General features: G+C 50.1%; 1 protein-coding gene. It reads left to right on the forward strand.

Annotated features, from left to right (window positions below; translation table 11 throughout):
* Positions 1 to 352 (forward strand): T9SS type A sorting domain-containing protein (locus L6R21_28065; protein MCK6563062.1); only part of this gene is annotated, 352 nt, incomplete at its 5' end.
* Positions 353 to 740 lie beyond the last annotated feature (388 nt).

Genomic DNA, 740 nt, shown 5'->3' on the forward strand with positions numbered 1-740 from the left:
GCCGCTGCCGCCGGATCGGGTGCTTCAAGAAGAGAAACCACAGATTCCAACAGTGTTCGGCCTGTCGCAAAACTACCCCAACCCCTTCAATCCCGAAACCGTGATCGAATACCAATTGCCTCTGCCAGGAAAAGTAAGCTTGAAAATCTTCAACCTCCTCGGCCGCGAAGTTCGAACGTTAGTTGATTATGAAATGCCGGCTGGTTATCATCGGGTGAAATGGGATGGGAGGGATGCTGCCGGGCGGAAGCTGGATTCCGGGGTTTATCTCTACAAGATTCGCGCGGGGGATCCTTCGACCGGCTCAGGACAAGGCTTCGTGCAAACGCGCAAGACTCTGTTGTTGAAATAGTAACTGGTTGCTGATTGCTCGCACTCCCTGAATTTTGCACCAAAGGGGGCTGTTATTTGTGATCGGTAATACACTCTGACTAACCCCGCGAGGGGTGAAATGTTTCTAGCAAATCCCGAGCTATCATTATTCTCAAACTCCGTAGGAGTGACATGTCGCAGTGCGTTGATACAATCCTCGGTTATTTATGAAAAGCACATTTCACTCCTATGGAGTTTTCAAAGCCGGAACGGCGCATTGCTATAAACATCCCACTCCTCGCGGAGTTAGAAACAAGACCAGCCGTGCAAAAAAAAAATTTTGCACGAACCGCGACCGGAAGTCATTTGGCGCCATCTCGACTTTACGCCTGCCATCGCGTGATTTGACCCCAACGGGGTCTAATATA

It is taken from the genome of bacterium (genome assembly GCA_023150945.1).
Taxonomy (GTDB): Bacteria; Zhuqueibacterota; Zhuqueibacteria; order Zhuqueibacterales; family Zhuqueibacteraceae; genus Coneutiohabitans.